The organism is Sphingomonas agri (assembly GCF_038148795.1).
GTDB lineage: Bacteria > Pseudomonadota > Alphaproteobacteria > Sphingomonadales > Sphingomonadaceae > Sphingomicrobium > Sphingomicrobium agri.
The window spans coordinates 1,043,549-1,065,157 of the sequence record NZ_JBAPEU010000001.1 but is presented as its reverse complement, the minus strand read 5'-3'; the positions used below and the strand labels follow the sequence as shown (position 1 = coordinate 1,065,157).

Genomic DNA, 21,609 nt, shown 5'->3' with positions numbered 1-21,609 from the left:
TCGAGGGGGCCGCAGGACCTCCGCCCGGGGGAACGGGAAGTCCTGCGGCTGGCGCGGGCGGAAGGGCGCGGCGCCCGCACCATCTGGTGAGGTTCAGTTGCGGGCAGGCGTCTCGAGCCCGAGGAACCTCCGGGTCGCCGCTCGTCCGTCCTCTTCCGCCTGCGCTCTGCGCGCGCGCTCGATAGCCGCCTCGCGGAACTCGGATGCCATCAGGTTCTGCAGCTGGAACTGCTGCTTGACGCTGAGCGCCATAAGCTGGTTGGCGGCCTGACCGACCTGGAGCGCGCCAACGGCGCCCTGGCTGCTTGCAGCCAGTTCGCCGAGCACTCCGGCATCTTCCTGGACATTGGCCGCGACCTGCGCCTGAACCCTCATTGACTGGCGGTAAGCGGCACTTGCCGCATCAAGCCGTGCGCGCGCCTGCGCCAATTGGTCGTTACCCGATAGAGCTCGCTGGAGCTCACCTGGAAACAGCGTGCGGACCCTCTGGTCGAGACCGTCCGCGCTGAAATCGATCCGCTGTGCTTCGCCCATCAGGGCGTCGATCCGCTCCATCGCCGACGTGATCCGCTGGAGCTGAGGGAAGTCGAGGTTTTGAAGGTTTTTCGCCATGTTCTGAAGCATCGACGCTTCGTTCTGGAGCGAGCGGATCTGGTTGTTCACCTGATCGAGGGCGCGCGCCGCCTGGAGAAGGTTCTGCGTGTAATTGGTAACGTCGAACACGGGCAGGCCCGCCGAATGCAGCGGAACGGCCGGGACGAGGAACGTGCTACTCACTGTAAGTGCCGCTGACGCGGCAAGCCCGAGGGCGCGATGAATGGCAATCACTTCTCATCTCCTTCCTGGTTCAGCTGGGGAAATTGGTCGAGCAGGCTCGCGGCCCAGCCCAAGCTCCGGGCTTCGAGAAAGCGCGCGAGGAACCTGTCCGTGGGACCATCCTCGAGGAGCCGGTCGATCAGGCTGCGTGATGCCGCGTCGGATGCGCCGCAAATCGCCAGCGCAATGGGGCCAAGGGCAAGGTCGAACTGCCGGTTGCCTTGCCGCGACTGCAGATAATAGTCGCGCTTTGGCGTTGCCCTTGCGATCAGGTTGATCTGCGGGGGGTTGAGCCCGAAGCGTTCATAGGCTTCGCGTGCCTGCGGCTCGGCGGCGCGGTCGTTGGGAAGAAAGATCCGCTGGGGGCAGCTTTCAATGATCGCGGGAGCGATCGAGCTTTCGGCGACATCGGCGAGCGACTGCGTCGCGAAGATGACCGCAACGTTTTTCTTGCGAAGGACCTTGAGCCACTCGCGGATCCGCGCCGCAAACAACGCATTGTCGAGGAAGAGCCAGGCCTCGTCCAACAGAAGCAGCGTTGGACGTCCGTCGAACCGCTCATCGAGCCGATGGAAGAGGTAAGTGAGCATCGGCGCAACTGCTCCGGGCTGCGCCATCAGCGTCTCGGTTTCGAAGCAGTGGACATCCGCGATTGCAAGACCGTCTTCGGCCGCATCGAGCAGCGGACCGAACGGACCCTCGAGCGTAAAAGGAAGAAGCGCCGACTTGAGCTCGTTCGACTGAACAAGAAGCGAGAGACCGGTCAGCGTACGCTCCTGAGGAGGCGCCGACGCAAGGCTCAGCAAGGCCGACCACAGCGTCTCTCTTGTCTCAGGAGTGACCCTTTGGCCCCCGTACTCGAGAAGCGCCTCGAGCCATTCCGCGGCCCAGCTGCGCTCGGTCGCCTGGTCAATATGCCTCAGCGGCTGAAATGCCAGCGCCGCTTCATCGCCAGGATGGCCGGCGCCGAGCTCGTGATGGCTGCCGCCCATCGCCAGCACTGCGGCCCTGGCGGACCAGCCCTTGTCGAAGATGAAGACGCGGGCTCCTTCATAGCGCCGAAACTGAAGTGCCAGAAGCGACAGGAGCACGGACTTTCCCGCGCCCGTCGGACCGATCACCAGCATGTGACCCACGTCTTCGACATGGGTCGACAGGCGGAAGGGAGTGGACCCGCTGCTCTCGGCAAGGAGGAGCGGCGGTCCGCCAAGATGCGCGTTCTCCGCTGGCCCGGCCCAGACCGACGACAGGGGCATCAGGTGAGCAAGATTCAACGTGTGGAGCAGAGGCTGGCGAACATTGGCATAGGCATGGCCCGGAAGGCTCGAAAGCCAGGCCTCGACCGCGTTCATTCGCTCGTTCTTCACCGTGAAGCCGAGCCCGTTCACGATGCGCTCGACGCTGCGCATCTTCTCGTCGGCAGCAGCGCTGTCTTCGTCCGCGACGGTGATCGTGGTGGTGAGATAGCCAAAGGCGACATGGTCGCCGCCCAGCTCCTGCAGGGCTTGATCGGCGTCGGCGACCTTGTTGTCGGCATCGCTGTCGGTCAGCTGCGCTGGCTGGTTGTACATGACCTCGCGCAGGAGCGAGGTCACGGACTTGCGCTTGTTGAACCATTGCCGCCTCAGCCGCGTCAGGGCCCGTGCCGCATCCGTCCTGTCGAGCGCGATGAACCGCGTGACCCAGCGGTAACCGAAATCCTGATGATTGAGCGCATCCAGGATCGCTGGCCGGCTGAGCGAGGGAAAACCGAGCACGGTGAGCGTTCGAAGGTGCAGGCTTCCGAGCCTCGGCTTCAGCCCGCCCGTCAGCGGCGTGTCGGGAAGGAATGCGTCGAGGTACATCGGCGTTTCGGGAGCGCGGACTACCTGCCGCCGCTCGGAGACTGCGTTGTGAAGGAAGCTCAGGGTCTCGCTGTCGTCGAGCGGCCGAACTTCCGGCATGAAGCCGCCAAGAAGGTCGAGAGCGCGGTCCGTGTGAGCGACAAAGGACGCAAGAGCCTGGCGCCAGTCGCGCCCCTGGCGCTCGGCACCGCCCTCGACCAGGGCTCGCTCGGCCTGCGCCTCGGAGTCGGGTGGAGGCAGCCACGCCAATGTGAGGTGGTAACGGCTCTCGAAATGGTCGCGGCCGCCTTCAAAGCTTGCCTGTCGCTCCTTGTCGACCAGCCAGGAAGCCGGATCAGGAAAGCGGCTTTCGGGGTAGCCAAGCGCCTCGATGCGCTCCGCCTCGAAGAAGAGAGCCCATCCCGAACCAAACCTCTTGAGGACATTGTTGACCCGCGCCGACAGCGCGACCAGTTCGGCCTCCGTCGCGCTTTCAAGGTCGGGACCTCGGAATGCGAAACTTCGCTGAAAGCTGCCGTCCTTGTTGAGGAGAATGCCGGGGGCGACGAGCGCAGCCCAGGGAAGGTGATCAGAAAGCCGGTCCGAGCGGCTCCGATATTCAGCAAGGTTCAGCACGAGAAACGCCCGGGCAGGCGAAGGTGCCGAAGAAGGGCCGGTGCGAAGCTCGGATCGCGCTTGGCGGCAAGCACGGCGACGCTGTGCCCGATCGCCCACAAAATGAGACCGGCAATCCATTGCCTGAGGCCAAGGCCGAGCGCCGCAGCCACCGTTCCGTTGAGGATCGCGAGCGAACGAGGTGCGCCGCCCAAAAGGATCGGCTCTACGAGAGCGCGGTGAATTGGCGCCTCAAAGCCTTCGATTGCCGGGCGGGTCATGAAATCAGCGCCCCGCCGCCGAAGCTGAAGAAGCTCAGGAAAAAGGAAGAAGCCGCAAAGGCAATCGAGAGTCCGAAGATGATCTGGATGAGCCGCCTGAAGCCGCCGGCGGTTTCGCCAAAGGCGAGCGTCAGCCCGGTGGTAATGATGATGATGACCGCGACAATCTTTGCGACCGGCCCCTGAACCGATTCCAGAACCTTCTGGAGCGGCTCCTCCCAGGGCATGCCCGAGCCTGCGGCATCGGCGCCGGTGGCGAAGATGATGCCGACCGCGAACAAGGTCGAACGGGCAGCACGGGCACATCGGATGGTGCGTGGAACCGGCATGGTCACTCTCCTTCTGATGCTGGGTGTTCGGGAATGATCGAACGCAGGGCGTAATCGCCCGTGGCATCCAGGCCCTCGACGCACTCGACGGCGGCGATCCGCCTCAACGTGCCTCGTCCCGCGATGAAGATGATGAGGTCGACGGCCTCCGCGATCAGCCGCCTAGGGACGTTCACCACCGCCTCCTGGATCAGCTGCTCAATGCGGTAGAGCGAGGAGCGCGCGCTGTTGGCGTGGACGGTCGCGATGCCTCCCGGGTGCCCGGTGTTCCACGCTTTGAGGAGGTCGAGAGCCTCGCCGCCGCGCACCTCGCCGACAATGATGCGGTCAGGCCTCAGCCGAAGCGTCGAGCGGACGAGATCGGACATCGCAACGATGCCGGGTCTGGTCCTCAGGGCCACCGTGTCAGGCGCAGCGCATTGAAGCTCGCGCGTGTCCTCGATGATGATGACCCGCTCGTCGCTCGCCGCGAGTTCCGCGAGCAGTGCGTTGGCAAGAGTGGTCTTGCCGGAACTGGTCCCCCCGGCGACCAGGATGTTGCGCTTCTCGGCGACGCTTTGCGAAAGGAGCCGAGCGACTGGATCACTCATGATCCCGTCCGCCACATAGTCGGCGAGCGTATGAATCCGCAGTGCGGCTTTGCGTATTGCAAAGCAGGGCCCGGGGACGACGGGGGGCAGGAGGCCTTCGAACCGCTCGCCCGCAATGCGCTCGCCGAGCGGCGGAAGCTCGGCGCTGACGATCGGTGCCAGGGCATGCGCCTCGATCCGCGCGTGGCTAGCGACGAGCCGAATGATCCGCTCGGTCTGCGCGCAGTCGAGGACGACGCCGGTCTCGCACCGGCCCGTTTCGAGATGATCCAGTCGGAGCGCTCCGTCCGGGTTCACCATGACCTCAATGACATTCGGGTCCGCGAGCGCCGCACCGATCTCGATCCCCATCGCGGTTCGCAGCATTGCGCGTTTGCGGCTTGCCGATTCCGAGGCGTTCACTCCTCGCCCTCCGGATCGAGGCTGCGGCGGCGCCCGGTTGCGAGCTGTCTCGCAACGCGTTGCGTGAAGGCTCGAAAGCGGTCGCGGCCGAGCGCACGCGCCGCCTCATCCTCGTCGGCAATCGGCGCGTTGATGGTCAGCATGTATTGGATGAACAGGGCGAGGCTCTCGAGATCGATATTCGCAATTCGCTCGATTCTCCCGAGCTGGGCGGACTGACGATCGAGGCGCCTCGCGAAGCGGAGTTCGAGTTCGTCGTCCCCTTTTCGATCGATCCAGGCGGAAATCGCAGTCGCAACGACTGACGATTTGCTTGCGCCGCGGCCGATCACGCCTTCGAGGCGCTGCAGGAGTTCGCTCGGTACTGTAATGCGAAACCTAATATTCTCGGGCTCACTCATCAGGGTCCTCTCCTCAATATTCCGGGATCGTGATGCCGAAATGGTCCGATCCCTGGTTGATGGACTGGGCGACGAGCGCCGACGCGAGGGGTCGCATGTCCTCACGCAGCTGATCCGAATAAGTGGAGCGCTCCTCCTCGCCTCCGAGGCTGGCAGCGATGGAAATGGGCGCCGGCGAACCAACTCCCTCCACGCCCACTTCCAGATCACGCCGTTGAATGCTGCGCTCTGCGAACGAAGCCTCGGGCTCCTCGTTCGGGAGGGGCGGTGGCGAAGCAAAGCAGAAGCCCTCCCAGTCATCGCTGCGTGCTGCAGGACGATCGGCATAGCGGCGATGATCCAGGCGCGGCGGGGGAGCGATCCGGGAAGTAAAACGCTGGTCTTCGAAATAACGAAGCTTCTTGGCGCGGATTGGAGCGGCTCCTGAAAGGAGTACCAATTCGTCAGTCGCAGGCAGCTGCATGACCTCGCCTGGTGTGAGCAGCTGGCGAGAACTCTCCTGACGGCTAACCATCACATGGGCCAGCCAAGGTGCGAGGCGGTGTCCGGCGTAATTGCGCATCGCTCGAAGTTCGGTCGCAGTGCCGAGCGCATCTGAAATGCGCCTGGCCGTGCGCTCGTCGTTGGTCGCGAACGCTATTCGAACATGGCAATTGTCGAGGATCGAATTGTTCTCGCCGTACGCCTTGACGATCTGGTTGAGCGACTGGGCGATGAGAAACGCGCGAACCCCGTAGCCTGCCATGAAGGCAAACGTCGTTTCGAAAAAGTCGAGGCGGCCAAGTGCTGGAAACTCATCAAGCATCAGGAGCAGCTGCCGCCCCCGGGGCGCTGTTTGCGTGACATCGAGCCGCTCGGTCAGCCGACGGGCGATCTGGTTGAGGACCAGCCGAATGAGCGGCTTGGTACGCGAGATGTCGGACGGCGGGACGACCAGGTAGAGCGAGACGGGGCGCTCGGCATGCAGCAGATCGTCGATGCGCCAGTCACACGCCGACGTGACGCTTGCCACTGTGGGATCGCGGTACAGCCCCAGGAAGGAAATCGCCGTGGACAAGACGCCGGACCGCTCGTTCTCCGACTTGTTGAGAAGCTCCCGGGCGGCCGAAGCGACCACTGGGTGAACCTTGAGCTCGTCCGCGCTTCCGAGATGGTTCGTGCACATCATCACTTTGAGCGTCTCGCCGAAGCTTCGTTCTGGATCGGAGAGAAAGGTCGCGACGCGGGCGAGCGTCTTTTCTTCCTCGGCGTAGAGCACGTGGAGGATCGCTCCCACGAGCAAGGCGTGGCTCGTTTTTTCCCAATGGCTTCGGCGCTCGAGCGCGCCTTCGGGGTCCACCAGAATGTCGGCAATATTTTGAACGTCGCGAACCTCGCTGGGCCCGCGACGGACTTCGAGAAGCGGATTGTAGCGCGCCGACCTGCTGTCCGTCGGGTCGAACAGCAGGCAGTGCGAGAAACGCGAACGCCAGCCGGCGGTCAGCTGCCAGTTCTCACCCTTGATATCGTGAATGACCGCCGAGCCAGTCCAGCTAAGCAGCGTCGGGACAACGAGGCCGACGCCCTTCCCGCTCCGCGTGGGCGCGAATGCCATGACATGTTCGGGCCCATCATGACGGAGGTAAGAGCCGCCAAGTCTTCCCAGGAACACACCGGCGTCGCAGAACAGTCCCGCGCGGCGGATCTCGGCATCATTTGCGAACCGGGCCGATCCGTAGGTCGTGACCGGCCCCGGCTGCCGCGCCCGCCAGAGCGAGCCAGCGACCGCTGCAGCACAGCCCAGAAACCCGCTGCCGCCAGCGAGCGATCCTGCCTTGTCGAACACGGCGGGGGCATAAGCATTGTAGTGGTACCACCATGGAAAGAGAGCCCAGGGGCGATAGATCGGCAGCTCTGCGATATCGAACCATGGAAGCCCAAGCTCTGGCTGATAGGCGAGCATATGGGCCGCCCATTGCGTCGCGGCCCAGAGGCCCAGGCCCATGATCGCGAAGACCAGGAAAACCTGGCCAATTAGGAGCTTCGTCGGCGTCATCTGCTGACTCCCGGGCCGGCATCATGCCGGCCCCGCGCGACAGAGATCCGCCATCACCGCGAGTCGGGAAAATTACGCGTTCGACGCAGCGAACGGCGGTCTTGAGAATCTCGCGCCTGCTGATCGCAAGAGCTGCGTGCTTCCGGTCAGGAAAATCTTTGAAGCCTGCTCGAGGCAGCCGGCCGAGCTCACTGGTGATTACAGCTCCAGCTCGAGGCCTCGGCCAATCGTCCAGCCGATCTCCCTGTCGCGGACCAGGACCGAAACCCGATCGCCGATCGCGCGCGCAAGTTCGGGATGCCAGGGGACGAGGAAAAACTCGTGTCCACCCTCGATCACTCCAAATTGGCCTGATGGAAGATCGAGCCGCTGCCGAAGCTTACCCTCGACATGTGATCCGGGAGGAGCGGCTTTGAAATCGAGCCCGGTCTCTTGCTCAATCACGATCGAGGCCTGCTGGATGGCCATCGCCCTTAGAGTGCGCAGCATATCCGGCCGACACTCAAATTCGTCCCCCTCTACCGATGCAAGGCCCCTCTCGAGGAGGACGGCTCGCCGCTGCGCGAGTGCGATGCGAACCTGCCGGCCAAAGCCCTGATCGCGAGCCGCTGCAGCGGGCAAGCTGAGCTCCTCGTCGAGCCACGTCGCACCCTTCTGGCCGGCGAGTTCCTCCAGCGGAACAGGTGAGAGCAAGGTGATGTGAGGGGGGCGGTCTTCGGTATCTGGCGCTAGGTCAGTCGAGGGCTCGACACGGATGATTGCCCCTTTGGGCAGCGGCTCGCCGATCAAACCCGTCCCAACGTTGACACAGTGGACCCTGCCGTCGACCCCATCGACAATCAGATAGTTATTGCTTTGGTCGTCTTCGCGGCCATGCGCCAGCACCCTGCCCGTCAACTTTGTGCGAGCCGATGGGTTGTAGATGAGTTGCTCCCCAGGCGCGCGCTCGAGGCCAGCCGCCCTTAGAACCCGCTGCATCGTTCGCGCCGTCTCATGGCGCTCGGCGATGCGGCCCAAGTTCCTCTCAAGTTGGGCGGACAGCTCCCATCTGCCTCCTCGAAGTTCCCTCGCCAGGCCCATTGATTCAAGCTTCCGTAGGCGTCCGGTGCGGATTGCGTGGTCGACCATGTCGCGTCCCATGCTTCGCACGACGTGACAATCGTCCATGTCGCGCATGAGGCGGCGATCGATCGAGGTCAGTCGCTCGGCGCAGACCTCGAGCCTGTCGGGCTTCACCTCGAGATCCGTTCGCGGGCCGAGATCGAGCGAGACGATACCGGCGAGACGCTCGCGCATGCCGTGGAAAAGATAATCCGGCGCAATAACAAGATTCTCGGCATGTTCGTCCTTCCCTCGAAGCATCAGGTGCGCATGCGGGAAGAGCCTATTGGCGTGGTTCGCGGCAACCCACTCAAGACGGGTTTCGAGGTCATCTTCCATTCTCGTCATCAAGCGCCGGATAAGAGGTCGCAAATCCTCGTATTCTGCTCCGTCTTCGGGCACGATTAGGAAGCGAAAATGGTGCCGATCACCGGTGCAGCGCTCAACAAAAGCGCGGCCGTCCGCGTGGTCTTCGTCGGCCGAATAGAGCAGGCCGCGGCCGCCCTCGCGGCTCGTTCCGTCGCGCTCGAGATAGCGGAGGTAACAGCGCGCAGCTGTGATCGCGGTGCCTCGAACTCGCACCACCCGACATCTCACGAACGCGTGCCTTGTACGGAATCCGGCGAAACGCTCGCGGCTCATAAGGCTCCGGGCTACAACGCCGCCTCTACCGAATTGGCTACCTGTGAATAGCCGCCCTGAGCGGGGGAAGAAGGTGCCGGAGCTCGTGCGGCGCGCCAGCTTCACTACCGAACCGAGATATTTCGGCTGAACGGCCGTATTCCATTCCGTGCCTTTGCCGGCCCTCGGCTCGAACCATTCTTCCCTGTCCATTGGCGCGACCGCTTCCTGCGTTGGCCCGTCCTATAGATTTCACGTGTCCGTGACGGCCCGCGACTGCGTTTATGACGAAGGGTTAGGCACGAAGGACCGGCAGCAACTGTCCCATCGGGGGCCAGCAGCGGCCTTGTGCCTCATTGGCCGGCCTTTAATGGGATACTAACCGCGGCAAAGGCTGCTAAGATTTACAGCGTATTTCATGGAGTTCGTGGCCCGATGGATCTCGAGAAACAGGACCCGCGCCACCTCAACGTCACCTTGGACTGGTCCTCCGTCGGTTCGTACATGCGTGATTATGCAGCGTCCTTAAGGACCACCGTCGAGGGCATTTCGGCCGACGCGGTCCAGCAGGTCTGCGATGAAATTCTCAAGGCGACGAAGAGCGGAAGGCAGATCTTCGTCGTCGGAAACGGCGGGTCCGCCGCAATCGCCGATCACCTCTGCTGCGACTGGACCAAGGGGACCAGCTGCAAAGAGTATCCCGTAGTCTCCTCGCGCTCGCTCACCTCCAACATGCCGCTCTATTCGGCGATCGCCAACGACTATGGCTTCGAGCATGTCTTCGACACCCAGCTCGAGTTCTTCGCAAGGAAAGGCGACGTCCTCATCGCCATTTCATCGTCGGGCAACAGCCCCAATGTCCTCAATGCCGTCACGAGAGCCAAAGAGCTCGGAGTCTTCGTTGCGGGCTTCAGCGGCTTTAGCGGCGGCAAGCTTGCACAGATGGCCGACGCATCCATCTATGCGGCGACCAACAATTACGGGATCGTCGAGGACGCACACCAAGCCATCATGCACATCCTTGCCCAATATATTGCTTGTCGGCGCGACAACGGCCAAGCCGAGTGAGCTCGTAACATCGTGAAGATCCTCGTTACCGGCGGCGCCGGCTTCATCGGCAGCCATCTTTGCGATGCCCTCGTCGCCGCGGGCCACGACGTCGTTGCGGTCGACAACCTCTCGCTCGGGCGCGAGAGCAACCTTCGGCAGCTCCACAACAATCCGGCCTTCGAGTTCGTTCGAGGGGAAATCCTCGATGCGGCCTGGTTTGACGAAATGGTCGCCGGCGGCGGCTTCGAGTGCGTGTTCCACATGGCCGCCAATTCCGACATCGCGCGGTCTCATGCGGACCCGTCGGTCGACCTCGACAATACGTTCAGCACCACTTTCCGGGTGCTCGAGGCGATGCGGAAGGCCGATATCCGTCAACTCGTCTTTGCTTCGACCTCGGCAGTCTACGGCGAAGCGGACGGGCGGATCAGGGAGGATTTCGGGCCGCTGAAGCCGATCTCGCACTACGGCGCGGCGAAACTCGCGTCCGAAGGGTTCATTTCCTCCTACGGCGAAAATTACGGCATCCAGAGCTGGATCACGCGCTTTCCCAATGTCGTTGGCCCCCGTGCAACCCACGGCGCGGTCTACGACTTCGTTCACAAGCTTCGGCGGACGCCTGGCCACCTCGAGGTGCTGGGCGACGGGACGCAGGAAAAGCCTTACTTGAGTGTCCTCGACCTCGTTCGGGCGATACTTCTTGTCTGGGAGAAGGCCAGCGAACAAGTGAACATCTACAATGTCGGCGCATCGACGCGGTCCAAGGTCTCGGACATCGCCCGCATCGTCATCGAGGAAGGCTCCGGCCCCGCCAAGATCGCCTATACGGGAGGCGATCGGGGCTGGATCGGCGATGTTCCCAAATTTGCCTATGACACCTCGGCAATCGAGGGCCTTGGCTGGTCTCCTTCGGTAAGTTCGGACGAGGCGATCCGACTCGCTGCACGGGCGATCTGGGCCGAGAGCGAATGAAGGTCGTCGTACTCGCCGGGGGCAAAGGCACGCGGCTCGGTCTTGAAGGTCTTCCCAAGGTACTCGTGCCGATCGACGGAACTGCGCTGATCGAGCGCACGATCGCATCCGCCGCAAGCCAGGGCTTTACCGATTTCCTTATCCTCACCGGCTATCTTGGCGAGAAGATCGAAGAGCAGCTTGGCGACGGCAGCCGTTTCGGTTCGAGGATCGAATATGTGCGTGAAGCCCAGCCGCTTGGTACTGCCGGCTGTTTCAACCAGGTCCGGGGCCGCCTCACGGGGCCCTTCCTGGTGGTCTACGGCGATATCCTCATGGACGTCGACTTCCGGGCGCTTGCGCAGTTCGCACTCGAGAAGGGCGGCGCCGGGACCCTGTTCGCGCATCCCAACGACCACCCGTTCGATAGCGATCTTCTGGAGACTGACGCCGATGGGCGGATCATTGCCGTCCATCCCAAGCCCCACGCGATCGACCAGCACTACCCCAATCTCGTCAGCGCAGCGCTGTATGTCCTCTTCCCGATTGCGCTCGACTATGTTCCGCAAGAAGGCGCATCAGACTGGGGCAAGGACGTCCTGCCGCGCCTTGCGCAGGGGGAACCCCTCTACGCCTATCGAAGCTGCGAATATGTGAAAGACATCGGGACCCCAGAGCGTCTCGCGCGCGCCGAGGGACACCTTCGTACCGGGCGCGTCGAACGCCTTGCACTTCGCCACCGGAAAGCCGCGATATTTGTCGACCGCGACGGGGTCATCAACGAGGAGCGGGACGGCGTTCACGCGCCAGGCGAGGTGACCCTCATCGAAGGCGCAGCCAAGGCGATCCGTTCGTTCAACGAGGCCGGAATTCCCGTCATCTGCGTCACCAATCAGCCCGATCTCGCCAAGGGCATGATGAGCTGGGATGACCTCCGGGCCGTGACTGGAGAGATCGACAACCAGCTCGCGAGCGAGGCCGGCGCCTATCTCGACGACATCCTCATTTGCCCCCATCATCCCGAGAGGGGCTGGCCTGGCGAAGTCGCTGAACTCAAGGTCGAATGCGATTGCCGCAAACCCCGTGACGGTCTGCTGCAGGAGGCGTCCCGCATGCATAATATCGACCTTAAAAGATCATGGCTCATCGGCGACCGCTACTGCGACATCGCGGCAGCTGTTGCTGCGGGAAGTCGCAGCATCCTGGTTTCGACCGGTCATGCCGGGAACGACCGGGCGCGTTATTCCGTCGAGCCCGACGAGTACGCGGCAAACATCGGCGATGCCGCTGAGCTGATCCTAAGGGCGCTTCCATGATCATCTCGCGCACCCCCTTGAGAGTGAGCTTCGTCGGCGGCGGATCGGACCTCCCCGCTTTCTATCGCCAGCATGAGGGCGCGGTCCTCAGCATGTCGGTGAAGAAATACGTCTATCTCTCGATGCACGAGTATTTCGAGCGGCAGGGCTGCATCCTCAAATATTCCGAGATCGAGAAACCCAGGACCGCCGACCAGATCCGGCACCGCATCATCCAGCAGGTCTTCCGCGACCTTTCGATCGACCGGGTGGACTTCAACTCGAGCGCCGATGTCCCTGCGGGAACCGGCATGGGCTCGTCGAGCGCGTTCACCGTGGGCCTGCTCAACCTCTGCTTTGCCTATCGCGGCGAATATGTCTCGCGTTCGAGGCTTGCCGAGCTTGCGTGCGAGATCGAGATCGAGAAACTTGGCGAACCCATCGGCAAGCAGGACCAGTATGGCTGCGCCCTTGGCGGCATCAACCTCATCGAGTTCCACACGGATGGAAGCGTCACCCATGAAACGGTCCCGCTCACCATCGATCAGCGCCGCCACATGGAGCAGAACCTCGTCATGTTCTATCTCGGGGGGACGCGTTCGGCGAGCGAGCTCCTCACCAAGCAGGGCCAGAGCACGATCAACGATCCCAAGGTCGCCGCGAACCTCAAGGTGATGGTCGAACAGGCCCGCAAGCTTCGGGGCGACCTCTGCCGGGACGTCGATACGCTGGGGCCCTACCTTCACGAAGGATGGATGCGCAAACGCTCCCTCTCGCCCGACATTTCAAACCCGGCGGTCGAAAGCGCCTACGAGCGCGCGCTTGCTGCCGGGGCCACGGGAGGCAAGCTCCTGGGCGCCGGCGGATCGGGCTTTCTCCTCCTATACGCGCCGGGGCGTGCCCGAGACGCCGTGGTCGATGCCCTTGGCGATTACCAGATGCATTCGGTCCACGTGGATACCGCCGGCTCCACGATAATCTACAGCGACTAGGGCTCGTTAAGGCGGCGCAAGGAGCCTTGGGATTGTCGCCGAGCCAAGAAAGCTGGCCGCTTAGGACCGGCAGTCTCACTGCGACATGATTGAAACGACCCGGCCAGATAGGACGCGCCGGGCCGTTCCACGCCAGCTCCGAACGTACAGCACTGTCGGAACCCGACCGATTTAATGAGCGAATGTTAAGTTTTGGTATTGGGGATTGTCGCCAGCGATGCGCGCGCGGCCGGGTGTCGCATTAGCTTCGGCGGGGCAAGACCTTGTCGTCTCGAACAAATTTTCTTCATAACGGATGGATCGTTTACCAGATCTTCTGCTCTAACGGTTCAAACCAAAGGCGTGTACCGAAGTGATGTTCGGTCGCAGTGACCAGAACTTATTGGGCTCTTGATCGAACGCGCATGCCGAGACGCTTAATGCAGTATCTCGATCTTGACCTGACGACATCGTCGGGACGCGCCCTCGTTGAGGAACGCTACTGGTCGCTGCGCAGGCAAGTTCCGATCGTCTACCTCCTTGGGCTCGTTAACCTCTCGGCGATGGAAGTCGCCGCTGGCCGACCGATCGAGATTGGCCTCAACCTCCCGACCTTCATTCTCAGCTGTGGTCTCATCCGCCTTTGCCAGTGGTTCGGAAGCCGAAGCGGCAAGAACGCCACGCACGAGGCGATGGTGAGGCAATTGTGCCTGACCGTCTTCTTCGCAACAGCCGTCTGCTTGGCTGTCTGCGCCCGCTGCCTCTACCTTCTCCAGGTCGGCGATGTCGCATCGCAAATGGCCGTGATCCTCTTTGGAGGTCTTACTGCCATCGGCGTCGCTTACGGCCTCACTGCGCTTCCCGTCGCCGGCCGCATCCCGCTGCTTCTCATCATCGGCCCCATTTCGGTGGTTGCAGCCCTTTCGAGGGAGCGGGAATTCATGGGCGCGGCCTTCGGCCTCGTTGTCGTTGCCGCCTTAACCATGCGCCTCCTCTCGGGCCATAGCCGGCATTTCACGAACGTCGTCCGGTCAAGGTCGGTCATCGTCGGTGAACAGGAGCGCGTCGAACAGGCAAGGAAGGAAGCCGCCCTTGAAGCTGCGACCGATTTCCTGACCGGCCTCCCGAACCGCCGCGCCTTCGTGATGGCGCTCGAGAGAGAGATCAATCAGCGCGCCGGCACATTTTCGCTCGCCATTCTCGATCTCAATCGCTTCAAGGCCGTCAACGATACCTTCGGGCACGCGATCGGCGACAAGCTCCTCGAAGAAGTTGCCGCGCGGCTTACGAGAGCGGTCGGCGCCAACGGCTTCGTTGCACGCCTCGGGGGCGACGAGTTCGGGATCCTGCTCCACGACGTTCACCGGCCCGACCACGTGCGCTCGATCGGATCGGAGATCCTGAGCGAGGTCAACGGTCCTGCGACCCTCAAGGGCCGCGAGTTCGTGATCTCCGCCTCCTGCGGCCTCTCGATTTCCCGAAAGAGCGGCCAATCGCCGTCGCGCCTGATGGCCGAAGCCGACCTTGCTCTTTACCAGGGCAAGGACAATCCGGGCACGGGAGCGGTGGTCTTCGAACAGAGGATGGAAGCTCCGCGGCGACGGCGCGCGGAAATCGAGCGTGCACTCCAGCTTCCCTCGCTCCAGGCGAACCTTCGCCTCGTCTACCAGCCGATCTTCGACCTTGGGAACGGCGAGGTCATCGCCTTCGAGGCGCTCGCTCGCTGGACCGACCCCGAGCTCGGCGCAGTTCCACCCTGCGAGTTCGTGCCGCTTGCCGAACAGCTGGGTATCATTGACGATATCAACCGAAGCCTGATGACCATCGCCTTCAGGGCTGCGCGTACCTGGCCCGAGCAGATCAAGCTCTCCTTCAATCTGAGCGCGATCCAGCTCTGCTCCCCGGGCTCGGCCGCAGTGATCCTCCGGGCACTCCGCTCGGCGGGCCTCGATGCCGACCGCCTCCAGGTCGAGGTTACCGAGACCGCACTCCTCGCGGATTTCGAGCGTGCGCGCGAGAACCTCACGATCCTGAAGGACGCCGGCGCCACGATCGTCCTCGACGATTTCGGGGCGGGCTATGCCTCGATCGGCTACCTGAGGCAGCTTCGCTTCGACCAGATCAAGCTCGACGGCGGCCTCGTCACCGCTGCCCAGGACAGCGAGGAAGGGAAGCGTCTCCTTCGCTCGGTTATCGGCCTTTGCGAGATCCTCGGGGTCTCGAGCGTTGCCGAACATGTCGAGAGCGCCGAGCTCATGGACCTCGTGCTGGAACTCGGCTGCCCGGCCGCCCAGGGCTTCTGGCTTGGGAAACCTCTCTCGTCAGACGAAATCACGGCGCTTTGCACTGCGCCCCTTTCCAGCGCCGCTTATTCCTTGCGCGCGGCGTAAAGAGCCGCTTGCCCCCTCTACCGACTGTCTCCCCCCGGCCACAGATGCGACCAGTTGTTCCGGGAGCGATTTCCTTCGGTCCCATGACCCACTATTTGCTTAGCCATGAGTTTACGCTGTCTTGTTGGTCGTCACCGTCCGATGCTCGCTTCGATCATGAGGAGGCCCGACGGCTACGCTGCCCTGTGCGATGATTGCGGCCTCCCGATCGAACGCACCGAGGAGGGCCGATGGACGCCTTCCGAACCCCTCGCTTCAAGGCACGACAAGGCCGCCTAGCATCCTATCGAGGGGCGACTTTGAGCAAGGCACCGCAGCGCGCTGGACTCGGACGCTCTGAACTTCCTCGTCGCCGGCTGGTGCCGGCGGCATCTTGTCCGAGACCTTGGGACGACCGAGAAACTGCACCTGGTCGGCGATGACCTCGTACGTGTAGCGCTCAGCGCCTTCCCTGTCGGTCCACTTGCTGTTGTGGATCCGGCCGCGGACGGAGACGAGCATGCCCTTGCCCGCATGCTTGGCGACGGTGCGTGCGAGACCATTGAAGCAGATCACGCGGTGCCATTCGGTGTCCTTTGCGGTGTAGCCGCTCTCGTCCCTGAAGGTCCTCCCCTCGCTGTCGCGCCGCGGCCTGTTGGTACCGAGGCTGAAGCTTGCGATATCGACGTCGCCCGCACCCACCCGAAGTTCCGGGTCCGCTCCAAGATTGCCGACGAGAAGAACGATGTTGGTCATGGGTCAATCTCCTCCTTTAATCGCGACGACCGTCCGCGGGGTGGAGCTGAGCCGGCCAGGAATGAAAGCTCGCCGCAGCGGAAGCCTGGAAGGGCCGGATTAAAGCTGATGAGACGGACACGGCATCACCTCAAAGCTGCCGCACTCGGATTGGAAAAGTGCGCAATCGACGCAGCTGACGGACGCGCACAGAAGATGAATTCAGCTGGACCTCGAGCCGGCGTTCCCGGGCAAGCCGGAAGAGCGCCTAGTTGGCGAGCTTACGGAAGTGATATCGCCCGCGAACGGGCGTCGCCTGGTACGTGTGCCCGGAAGAACAGGTTATCCTGTAGACGCCTTGGGCCTTCCCTTCGGCGGGGGCCGCTGAAGAAACATCCCCGCATGCATAGCCGATCCGCTCAATCGTGCGGGCGATAAGCTTCGTCGAAACGGGAAGGTCAGCTGCGACCCCCTGGTCGGGCTGAGGATCCGGGTTAGGTGGGGCGCCCTCGGGCGCAGCGTCTTGCAAAGGAGCACTCTCCGCCGCCGCCGCGTTTTGGGCCATCCCTTGGCGCGCGCTGTGCCGCTCCCGGAAAAGCGGGTGACCTCTCCTCAGCACCGGGGTCATTGCTTGCGGCAGCTCCTCAGTCACGGGCTCGGCCGAAGCGGCGGTCGACGTCGGCGCGGAAGGATCGAGGACCATTTCCTGCTTGGGTGCTCGGCTCAAGGTCGGCGCCCCGGCGGGTTCGGCCTGCGCCGCACCCGATTTGTCCTGGACCGAGAGGCCCGCCATCGTTCCAAGGACAGCTGCGCCGACAAGGAGCCCCCCTAGAGCAAGCCCCACGCGCCTCCAGTCGGACGGAGCGCTCTTGGCATGGCGCATTCTCTCCCTCTCGGCCCTGCCGACGTCGCGGATGTGCTGGAGGACCACCTCCAGATCCTCGCGCGGTGCCCTTTGCGCTGGCCCCTGCGGCGCTGCTTCCGAGATTGGAGCTGGTTCGGGAACGCTCGGCTCATTGGCGCTCGATTGGACGGCGGGAGATGCAATGACCGGCTCGTCCGGCACGTCGCGAGACCGGTCCAGGCTGACCTGCGGTTCGGGAGGCTGGTTGGTTGGAACTTTGACCATGAAGGGAGTCCATCGCGGCGGGGTGACCGCGATCGACCACTCGCGCGGCGCCGGCTTGGCCAAAAGTCCGAGCGAGGCGTCGTAGCTGCGGCGTTTCTCTGAATCGCGAAGCGTCTCGTAGGCGACGAGAAACTGGGCAGCCTCCTCGATGGAATGCGCACCAAATGAGCTCATCTTGGCGACGAATGCCCGGTGAATGTCCGCGCTCTCTGCCGCGGGCGTCAGCCCCAGCAGTTCATAATGGTTCGGCCGCGACCGCACCTCGTTCACCATTGAAGAAATCCCCCGCAAGGAAACCTGTCCGACTTTCAAGTCTTCCAAGCTTCATCTGCTTGCGCGAGGGCTTTGCGTTCGGTCCGCCGAGCCCAACTGCCGCTTCATCGGCAACGGAGCCGACGAAGAGGCTGGTGCCCCGAAAATTAACGCGTTAGCTTGCGGTTGGCGGTCCAAGGTGCCGGAGGAAGTCGGGCTTGCCGAGCGACACACCCGCATTGCGCAGGATCGCGTAGGCCGTCGTCACGTGGAAATAGAAATTGGGAAGTGCGAACCTGGCGAGATACTCGCTCCCCGTGAAGCGGTAACCGCTGCCATTGGGAAACTTGATCACAACTTCCCTTGTTTCGCTGCCGGTGAGGGACTTGGGCTCGAAGCTCTTCAGATAGTCAATCGTCCGGTCGCACCTTTCCTTGAGCTCGGCAAAGCTCTTCTCGGTGTCGGGCATCGAGGGAGCCTCAGTCCCGGTCAGGCGGGCAAGCGCATTCTTCGCCGAGTCCGAAGCCATCTGATATTGGGCCGGAAGTGGTCTCATGTCCGGCGCGAGGCGCGCCTCGATGAGTGCCGTCTCGTCCTTCTCTCCGGCCGCCTTGTCGAGCCATTCGCGCATGTTCGTGAGCGAATTGACGAACGAAGGAACGGACGCCTCCCACATGCCAAAACTCATCGGGTCACTCTCCAGTCGGGGGGTTGATACCTGCCGGTTCGCATGGGCCGATCGAGAGCTTTCTGCAATCACAGGGCCTGCGCCTGTGACCTTGATCGCCAAAAGCTCATGCAAAGACATGGAACGCTTGCGAATCTCATCGATTCACTTGGTCATGACACCGATCATCTTTCGTGAGCTGCCTGGCGTTTTGAGCGTCGAGCATCAGCTCGAAATGCAGTTTCGCGACCGGTTGCTCGATGACGAGATCGAGGAGCTGCCGCACCTTATCGATGAGACCTCGGCCAGGCTCTTCGGCATCACGCAGCGCGATACCTTCTATTGGGCGCTCCCCGAGGTGGTTCGCGCGCAATATGACCGGGAAGGCTGGCAAGCCAATTTCGACGTCCTGGGACAATATTCGCGAGATCCGAACGCGCACTGGAGCGCCTTCAATCTCGACCTTCGATGCGAGAAAGGCGGACGATTACATTGCTTCGAAGTGTTCGGAAGGCAGCTGGTTTGCGCCCTTTACCGTCTGCACCCCAAAGCCGTGCTTGTCTTTGCTGGCCCCGAGACCTCTAAGGCTGCGTGACGCGAGCGGGAAATCAACCGCGCGCAGCGCCGATATCAACTCCGGCCCGGCCGATGAATTTCTTCTTGAGATCGGCCTTGATCGATGCGCCGGCAAGATGGGCGTCGACGTTGGAATAGCCTTCCTGCCGGAGGGCCTTTCGGACTTCCTCAACGCTCGTTGACGAGTGAGCAAGCTCAAAGGCACGTTCGATGATATTCGCAGTTTGCATAGGAGATCCGGTAAAAAAATTTCGGTCCCGTCATGAACGAACCCCGACGGCTAACGTTCCGCCCTTACTTTGCAAGCCGGACAAGGGCCTCGTCGAGGGCCTGGAGGAAGCGAGAACGGTCCGCCTTTGCAAACGGTCGGGGTCCGCCGATTGCCTCGCCGCCCGCGCGAAGGTCCGCCATGATCGCCCTCGTCGCGACCGCGCTCCCGATGCTCGCTGCCGTGAAAGGCTTGCCGTTATGGCCGATTACCGTGGCCCCGGCCTTGAGGCAGCGGTCCGCCAGGAGGATGTCGCCGGTAATCGCCACCGTTTTCGCATCGGCCTCGGCAGCGATCCAGTCGTCCGCGGCGTCGAACGCGCCCGAGACCACCACCCGCTCGACGAGGGGATGCGCGGGCACCCGTAGCCAGGAGTTGCTCACGACCTTCACCGGCGCCTCACGCCGGAATGCAACGCGGTAGACTTCTTCCTTCACGGGGCAGGCATCGGCGTCGACCAGGATACGGATTGGTCCTGTCACCGGTCAGCTAGCTGTTCTTGAAATTCTCCAATCCGCGCGGACCGCTCTTCTGCGAGGCATTTGCCGCGATGGTCTTGGGCTTTTCCTTCTTGGGCTTGCGGGCTTCCTTGTTGGATCTGACTTGTCCCTTGGCCATGCTTCTATCTCCTGCTCTGCCCCTGGTCCCGTCCTACAGCATCAGGCGCCTGATCCAAGCTCGCCGATCCGCCCCCGTCGCATCACTTCGTGGCGAACTGACCGGCCTCGGCTCCAAAATGTTCCTTGGCATGAGCCCGGGCAGCCGCGGCCGTCGCGAACGTCTCCTCGAGGAGCTCCGATTTGACGATCGGATAGTTGTAGCTGTTGTAGCGCGTCGTACGGATCGTCAGCCGGACGCGGCCTTCGACATCCTTGACGATGAGGAAGGGCTTGAGTGGGATTTTCGACATCTGGCGATCTCCATGTGGATGCGCGACTGTTTTTTCCATCGTCGCCATGTCCCTGGTCCTGGCGGCAAAAGGGCCGCTCTTCGGCCTCTTCTCCGGACCCAGCTGACCCCAGGAGCGTCCGTTCCATTTCCTAAATCAATCAGGCCGGAGATCGGACCGCCTCCTTGTGCCCCTCTGCAAATCATCGCGGCAATCGAGCAACGAGTAAACGAAGCGGCCCGGAGACCTTAGCCGGACCGCTTCGTGCGTGGATGTTGCCTAGGTCAGGGCAAAAAGCCCACGCAATGCAAACCAAACAGATTGCCGGCGTGGGCGGTTCCCCACGAGGCACGTTCAGAGCCTTGCCCGTCCAGGCGTATTTTCACCCGTGGCGCAGCCAGGTGGCCGCGAACGCGCGCTTACTCCTGTTCCGCCTTCCGCTTCGCCTGCGCTTCACGCATTTGCTCTGCATGTTCTGCGCGCTCCGCGAGCGCTGTCCAGGCAGCTTCCGATCGGCGACAACGTTCGCGCACATGATCGAGCGTTGCCGCGTCCGCATCGGCACACGCCTCTGCGGCGCGCGCGCGAAAGAACTCGAGGCTCGAGCTTCGTATCACCTGGCCGCTCACCTTTACTCCGGCTGGCTGTCGGTCGCCTCTTCCGGTTGGCCGGCGTCTTCAGCCGACTTGAGGTTCACAGCGCTCATCTTGCCGCGATTATCCTGCTGAAGGTCATAGGTGACGCGCTGGTCCTGACGGAGCGAACGCATCCCTGAACGCTCGACTGCGCTGATGTGCACGAATGCATCATTGCCGCCGCCGTCAGGCGCGATGAAGCCGTAGCCTTTGGATTCATTGAAGAACTTGACGGTACCGGTAGTCATTCTCGATATTCCTTCTATGCGGCTCCGACTGCCGGAGCCGATCGCGCTAGCATGCAAGAGAAGGGAAAAGGACGCGAGGCGCCGGTTTTGACCGTCAGGTTGCGACTAGTAGCAATAGGTTACATAGGCGCGTTGAGCGCGCATTGTAAGGCGCGCCGTCCTCATTTCCCGCGAAAAGGTAGGCGCCGGGCACCCTGTTCAAGCGCTGGCGAAGCTCAAGTTCCTCGCGGCGAACGCCGATGCCGGCGATATCGAGCGCATACTTCCGCATCAAACCCGTCACGACTTTGAACCAGCGGCTGCGCTCGCGCGCCAGCGCTATGCGTCGTTCGTCGGCAGTCGAAGCTCTATTTCGCGCTCGAGATCAGTCATCAGTTCGCGCGTCGTAAATGATTGCATGGCGTCTTGCTGGCCCTTGGCGACCGCGACGATCTTGCTCCAGTGATCGACCGTGTCCGGATGCACGGGACCATCCTTCAGACGGCGAGCGCTTTGAAGCGCCGCTCGCAGGTTCGCGTGAATGCTACCGATGATTTCCATCAATTCTCTTTGTCCCACTA

General features: G+C 62.7%; 24 protein-coding genes and 1 pseudogene. 7 read left to right on the top strand and 18 right to left on the bottom strand.

Annotated features, from left to right (window positions below; translation table 11 throughout):
* Nucleotides 1-93: 93 nt before the first annotated feature.
* The 8 genes from trbJ to V8192_RS05290 form a co-directional block, all read right to left on the bottom strand.
* The gene (trbJ, locus tag V8192_RS05325) at nt 94-828 is read right to left on the bottom strand and encodes a P-type conjugative transfer protein TrbJ (protein WP_341632007.1); all 735 of its coding nucleotides are present in this window, start codon (nt 826-828) and stop codon (nt 94-96) included.
* Nucleotides 825-3,275, bottom strand: coding sequence for a conjugal transfer protein TrbE (gene trbE, locus V8192_RS05320; protein ID WP_341632006.1), 2,451 nt, complete (start codon nt 3,273-3,275; stop codon nt 825-827). Before trbE ends, trbJ begins: the two co-directional genes overlap by 4 nt.
* A complete protein-coding gene (locus V8192_RS05315; RefSeq protein WP_341632005.1) occupies nt 3,269-3,535 on the bottom strand; it encodes a VirB3 family type IV secretion system protein in 267 nt (88 codons plus the stop codon). The genes trbE and V8192_RS05315 overlap by 7 nt, the downstream gene beginning before the upstream one ends.
* On the bottom strand, nt 3,532-3,864 hold the full coding sequence (locus tag V8192_RS05310; RefSeq protein ID WP_341632004.1) for a TrbC/VirB2 family type IV secretion system protein: 333 nt from the start codon (nt 3,862-3,864) through the stop codon (nt 3,532-3,534). The genes V8192_RS05315 and V8192_RS05310 overlap by 4 nt, the downstream gene beginning before the upstream one ends.
* A gap of 2 nt (nt 3,865-3,866) precedes the next feature.
* Nucleotides 3,867-4,820: a P-type conjugative transfer ATPase TrbB gene (gene trbB / locus V8192_RS05305; protein ID WP_373276329.1), complete on the bottom strand. Its 954-nt coding sequence runs from the start codon at nt 4,818-4,820 to the stop codon at nt 3,867-3,869.
* Between the two features lie 32 nt (nt 4,821-4,852).
* Nucleotides 4,853-5,257: a CopG family transcriptional regulator gene (locus tag V8192_RS05300; protein ID WP_341632002.1), complete on the bottom strand. Its 405-nt coding sequence runs from the start codon at nt 5,255-5,257 to the stop codon at nt 4,853-4,855.
* A 13-nt stretch (nt 5,258-5,270) separates the two neighbouring features.
* Nucleotides 5,271-7,292, bottom strand: a complete 2,022-nt coding sequence (locus V8192_RS05295) for a conjugal transfer protein TraG (RefSeq protein ID WP_341632001.1) — start codon at nt 7,290-7,292, stop codon at nt 5,271-5,273.
* A gap of 198 nt (nt 7,293-7,490) precedes the next feature.
* Nucleotides 7,491-8,732, bottom strand: coding sequence for a DUF3363 domain-containing protein (locus V8192_RS05290; protein WP_341632000.1), 1,242 nt, complete (start codon nt 8,730-8,732; stop codon nt 7,491-7,493).
* A gap of 78 nt (nt 8,733-8,810) precedes the next feature.
* On the opposite strand from V8192_RS05290, the gene V8192_RS05285 reads away from it, so the two are divergent.
* The 6 genes from V8192_RS05285 (at nt 8,811) to V8192_RS05260 (ending at nt 15,671) form a co-directional block, all read left to right on the top strand.
* Complete coding sequence (locus V8192_RS05285) at nt 8,811-9,086, top strand: hypothetical protein (RefSeq protein WP_341631999.1); 276 nt, start codon at nt 8,811-8,813, stop codon at nt 9,084-9,086.
* Between the two features lie 363 nt (nt 9,087-9,449).
* Nucleotides 9,450-10,082, top strand: a complete 633-nt coding sequence (locus V8192_RS05280) for an SIS domain-containing protein (protein WP_341631998.1) — start codon at nt 9,450-9,452, stop codon at nt 10,080-10,082.
* A 12-nt stretch (nt 10,083-10,094) separates the two neighbouring features.
* On the top strand, nt 10,095-11,036 hold the full coding sequence (locus V8192_RS05275) for an NAD-dependent epimerase/dehydratase family protein (protein ID WP_341631997.1): 942 nt from the start codon (nt 10,095-10,097) through the stop codon (nt 11,034-11,036).
* On the top strand, nt 11,033-12,331 hold the full coding sequence (locus V8192_RS05270) for an HAD-IIIA family hydrolase (protein WP_341631996.1): 1,299 nt from the start codon (nt 11,033-11,035) through the stop codon (nt 12,329-12,331). The genes V8192_RS05275 and V8192_RS05270 overlap by 4 nt, the downstream gene beginning before the upstream one ends.
* On the top strand, nt 12,328-13,302 hold the full coding sequence (locus V8192_RS05265) for a GHMP family kinase ATP-binding protein (RefSeq protein ID WP_341631995.1): 975 nt from the start codon (nt 12,328-12,330) through the stop codon (nt 13,300-13,302). The genes V8192_RS05270 and V8192_RS05265 overlap by 4 nt, the downstream gene beginning before the upstream one ends.
* Before the next feature lie 404 nt (nt 13,303-13,706).
* Nucleotides 13,707-15,671: a putative bifunctional diguanylate cyclase/phosphodiesterase gene (locus tag V8192_RS05260; RefSeq protein ID WP_341631994.1), complete on the top strand. Its 1,965-nt coding sequence runs from the start codon at nt 13,707-13,709 to the stop codon at nt 15,669-15,671.
* 375 nt (nt 15,672-16,046) lie between these two features.
* Here the strand turns inward: V8192_RS05260 and V8192_RS05255 are convergent.
* The 3 genes and pseudogenes from V8192_RS05255 to V8192_RS05245 all read right to left on the bottom strand — a co-directional run.
* Nucleotides 16,047-16,406: pseudogene (locus V8192_RS05255) on the bottom strand (single-stranded DNA-binding protein); the annotation flags it as partial.
* 247 nt (nt 16,407-16,653) lie between these two features.
* On the bottom strand, nt 16,654-17,787 hold the full coding sequence (locus V8192_RS05250) for a J domain-containing protein (RefSeq protein ID WP_341631993.1): 1,134 nt from the start codon (nt 17,785-17,787) through the stop codon (nt 16,654-16,656).
* A 154-nt stretch (nt 17,788-17,941) separates the two neighbouring features.
* Nucleotides 17,942-18,454: a DUF1993 domain-containing protein gene (locus V8192_RS05245; protein WP_341631992.1), complete on the bottom strand. Its 513-nt coding sequence runs from the start codon at nt 18,452-18,454 to the stop codon at nt 17,942-17,944.
* A gap of 154 nt (nt 18,455-18,608) precedes the next feature.
* On the opposite strand from V8192_RS05245, the gene V8192_RS05240 reads away from it, so the two are divergent.
* Nucleotides 18,609-19,028, top strand: a complete 420-nt coding sequence (locus V8192_RS05240) for a hypothetical protein (RefSeq protein WP_341631991.1) — start codon at nt 18,609-18,611, stop codon at nt 19,026-19,028.
* A 13-nt stretch (nt 19,029-19,041) separates the two neighbouring features.
* On the opposite strand, the gene V8192_RS05235 is transcribed toward V8192_RS05240, so the two are convergent.
* The 7 genes from V8192_RS05235 to V8192_RS05205 form a co-directional block, all read right to left on the bottom strand.
* A complete protein-coding gene (locus tag V8192_RS05235) occupies nt 19,042-19,239 on the bottom strand; it encodes a hypothetical protein (RefSeq protein WP_341631990.1) in 198 nt (65 codons plus the stop codon).
* A gap of 64 nt (nt 19,240-19,303) precedes the next feature.
* Nucleotides 19,304-19,747: a YaiI/YqxD family protein gene (locus V8192_RS05230; RefSeq protein WP_341632305.1), complete on the bottom strand. Its 444-nt coding sequence runs from the start codon at nt 19,745-19,747 to the stop codon at nt 19,304-19,306.
* Nucleotides 19,748-19,766: 19 nt separating this feature from the next.
* A complete protein-coding gene (locus V8192_RS05225) occupies nt 19,767-19,895 on the bottom strand; it encodes a hypothetical protein (RefSeq protein ID WP_341631989.1) in 129 nt (42 codons plus the stop codon).
* Between the two features lie 82 nt (nt 19,896-19,977).
* The gene (locus tag V8192_RS05220) at nt 19,978-20,187 is read right to left on the bottom strand and encodes a hypothetical protein (RefSeq protein ID WP_341631988.1); all 210 of its coding nucleotides are present in this window, start codon (nt 20,185-20,187) and stop codon (nt 19,978-19,980) included.
* A gap of 610 nt (nt 20,188-20,797) precedes the next feature.
* Nucleotides 20,798-21,049: a cold-shock protein gene (locus V8192_RS05215; RefSeq protein ID WP_341631987.1), complete on the bottom strand. Its 252-nt coding sequence runs from the start codon at nt 21,047-21,049 to the stop codon at nt 20,798-20,800.
* Between the two features lie 94 nt (nt 21,050-21,143).
* Complete coding sequence (locus tag V8192_RS05210) at nt 21,144-21,332, bottom strand: hypothetical protein (RefSeq protein ID WP_341631986.1); 189 nt, start codon at nt 21,330-21,332, stop codon at nt 21,144-21,146.
* Nucleotides 21,333-21,367: 35 nt separating this feature from the next.
* Nucleotides 21,368-21,589 carry a hypothetical protein gene (locus V8192_RS05205; protein WP_341631985.1) on the bottom strand — a complete coding sequence of 74 codons (222 nt, stop codon included), beginning with the start codon at nt 21,587-21,589 and terminating at the stop codon, nt 21,368-21,370.
* Between the last annotated feature and the right edge of the window lie 20 nt (nt 21,590-21,609).

What these genes read in the sequence shown, in the direction of transcription:
- V8192_RS05315 (WP_341632005.1), bottom strand. Translation starts at nt 3,535, where the DNA reads ATGACCCGCCCGGCAATCGAAGGCTTTGAGGCGCCAATTCACCGCGCT.
- V8192_RS05310 (WP_341632004.1), bottom strand. Translation starts at nt 3,864, where the DNA reads ATGCCGGTTCCACGCACCATCCGATGTGCCCGTGCTGCCCGTTCGACC.
- trbB (WP_373276329.1), bottom strand. Translation starts at nt 4,820, where the DNA reads ATGCTGCGAACCGCGATGGGGATCGAGATCGGTGCGGCGCTCGCGGAC.
- V8192_RS05300 (WP_341632002.1), bottom strand. Translation starts at nt 5,257, where the DNA reads ATGAGTGAGCCCGAGAATATTAGGTTTCGCATTACAGTACCGAGCGAA.
- V8192_RS05295 (WP_341632001.1), bottom strand. Translation starts at nt 7,292, where the DNA reads ATGACGCCGACGAAGCTCCTAATTGGCCAGGTTTTCCTGGTCTTCGCG.
- V8192_RS05290 (WP_341632000.1), bottom strand. Translation starts at nt 8,732, where the DNA reads ATGGAAGATGACCTCGAAACCCGTCTTGAGTGGGTTGCCGCGAACCAC.
- V8192_RS05285 (WP_341631999.1), top strand. Translation starts at nt 8,811, where the DNA reads ATGGTGCCGATCACCGGTGCAGCGCTCAACAAAAGCGCGGCCGTCCGC.
- V8192_RS05280 (WP_341631998.1), top strand. Translation starts at nt 9,450, where the DNA reads ATGGATCTCGAGAAACAGGACCCGCGCCACCTCAACGTCACCTTGGAC.
- V8192_RS05270 (WP_341631996.1), top strand. Translation starts at nt 11,033, where the DNA reads ATGAAGGTCGTCGTACTCGCCGGGGGCAAAGGCACGCGGCTCGGTCTT.
- V8192_RS05265 (WP_341631995.1), top strand. Translation starts at nt 12,328, where the DNA reads ATGATCATCTCGCGCACCCCCTTGAGAGTGAGCTTCGTCGGCGGCGGA.
- V8192_RS05260 (WP_341631994.1), top strand. Translation starts at nt 13,707, where the DNA reads ATGCCGAGACGCTTAATGCAGTATCTCGATCTTGACCTGACGACATCG.
- V8192_RS05250 (WP_341631993.1), bottom strand. Translation starts at nt 17,787, where the DNA reads ATGGTGAACGAGGTGCGGTCGCGGCCGAACCATTATGAACTGCTGGGG.
- V8192_RS05245 (WP_341631992.1), bottom strand. Translation starts at nt 18,454, where the DNA reads ATGAGTTTTGGCATGTGGGAGGCGTCCGTTCCTTCGTTCGTCAATTCG.
- V8192_RS05240 (WP_341631991.1), top strand. Translation starts at nt 18,609, where the DNA reads ATGACACCGATCATCTTTCGTGAGCTGCCTGGCGTTTTGAGCGTCGAG.
- V8192_RS05235 (WP_341631990.1), bottom strand. Translation starts at nt 19,239, where the DNA reads ATGCAAACTGCGAATATCATCGAACGTGCCTTTGAGCTTGCTCACTCG.
- V8192_RS05225 (WP_341631989.1), bottom strand. Translation starts at nt 19,895, where the DNA reads ATGGCCAAGGGACAAGTCAGATCCAACAAGGAAGCCCGCAAGCCCAAG.
- V8192_RS05220 (WP_341631988.1), bottom strand. Translation starts at nt 20,187, where the DNA reads ATGTCGAAAATCCCACTCAAGCCCTTCCTCATCGTCAAGGATGTCGAA.
- V8192_RS05215 (WP_341631987.1), bottom strand. Translation starts at nt 21,049, where the DNA reads ATGACTACCGGTACCGTCAAGTTCTTCAATGAATCCAAAGGCTACGGC.
- V8192_RS05205 (WP_341631985.1), bottom strand. Translation starts at nt 21,589, where the DNA reads ATGGAAATCATCGGTAGCATTCACGCGAACCTGCGAGCGGCGCTTCAA.